Source organism: Aquiflexum sp., assembly GCF_041749095.1.
GTDB lineage: Bacteria > Bacteroidota > Bacteroidia > Cytophagales > Cyclobacteriaceae > Aquiflexum.
This window is the reverse complement of record NZ_JBGTCA010000603.1, coordinates 1-1,596: the sequence shown is the minus strand read 5'-3', so window position 1 is coordinate 1,596 and position 1,596 is coordinate 1. Positions and strand designations below refer to the sequence as shown.

The 1,596-nt window shown below is 42.7% G+C and carries 1 protein-coding gene; it reads left to right on the top strand.

Annotated features, from left to right (window positions below; all coding sequences use genetic code 11):
* The coding region (locus ACEW8O_RS26880; protein ID WP_373497716.1) for an AsmA-like C-terminal region-containing protein at positions 1-1,596 on the top strand (1,596 nt) is incomplete at both ends.

Below are 1,596 nucleotides of genomic sequence, written 5' to 3'. Positions count from 1 at the left end.
GAAATGGATGGAGCGTTGATAGGAAAAGTTAATCTGGAGGAGATGACTTCTATTTTCCCGATTGAGGGTATGACCTTGAAGGGAATACTTGATGTCAACGCACAGGCCAAGGGCAAATATGACTCAGTAGCCCAAGTCATCCCAAGAATTGATGCCAAAATGACTTTGGCCAACGGATTTGTAAAAAGTACTGAATATCCTGCCCCCATCGAAAAGTTGAATATCAATGCAAGCATCATCAATCCAAGTGGGAAAATGAACGAGTTTTTGGTCGATTTAAGTCAGTTCGGATTTGAATTGGAGGATGAAGCCATCAATGGTAGGTTAAAGATCAATGATTTTTCCCTGCTGAATTGGGACGGAGCTTTAAATGGTACCGTGGATCTGGGAAAAATGCTGGCCATATTCCCCATGGAAGATATCATTATGGAAGGGAAGGTTTTTGCAGATCTTCAGACCAAAGGTTCTTATAAGGATGTGGAAGAAGAAAGGTACAACCGTCTTGATACCCGGGGAAAAGCTTCCGTTACCGATTTTTATTTTACCTCAGTAGATCTTCCCCAAGGAATAAGGATACATCGATCCGACGCTGATTTTTCTCCTGATAGAATCAACCTTACCCAATTTGATGCAAGAGTGGGCGAAAGTCCATTGCAGGCTACCGGATTCATCTCCAACTACATTAATTATATAGTAAAAGATAAGGAAGTCCTGAAGGGTCAGTTGAGCCTTAATTCCAGCAGGTTCAATGTCAATGAATGGATGACTGAATCCGAAAGCACAGAAAGTGAAGCTTTAACGGTCATTGAATTACCTGCAAATATTGATTTCACCATGTCAGTGGCTGCGGCGGAAGTTTTGTATGACAATCTGGTCCTCAAAGAAGTCAAAGGGAATATGGCATTAAAAGATGGGGTGTTAAGTTTCAGGGATGCTTCTATGAGTACATTGGGGGGAAAAGTAACCTTGAATGGCATCTATGACCCCAGGGACATCACCGCACCCAAATTCGACTTTGGTCTTAATCTTGCCAATTTAAATATTTCCCAAGCTTTTGAGGCTTTCAATACTGTAAGGGCTTTTGCCCCGATTGCGCAGCACCTCGCGGGAAATTTCAACACCAATATCAATTTCTCCGGCATCTTGGGCCAGGATATGATGCCATTGCTTGCCTCTTTGGATGGCAAAGGCCTGCTTAAAGTCACTGAGGCTGCCCTACAAAACAGTACTTTGGTACAGGGAATAACCAGCCTGACCAGATTGAACGATACCAATACCTTGCAGTTGAGAAATCTGAATATACCCATTGAAATAAATAACGGTGTCATGAATGTTAGACCATTTGATGTCAGGTTATGGGATTACCAGGCCAATGTTCAAGGGAGTGCCGGTTTTGATGGCAGTATTAATTACCTGATCAATATGCAGGTTCCCGCCGGAAAATTCGGGGCACAGGCCAATACTTTGTTGGCGACAATATCAGGTGCCCAGGCTAATGAATCCACACTTATCCCTGTCGCAATCAATTTGGGAGGAACTTATAACAGTCCTAAAATCGGACTTGCGGGAGGTAATAGTATAGAAAATCTATTGACA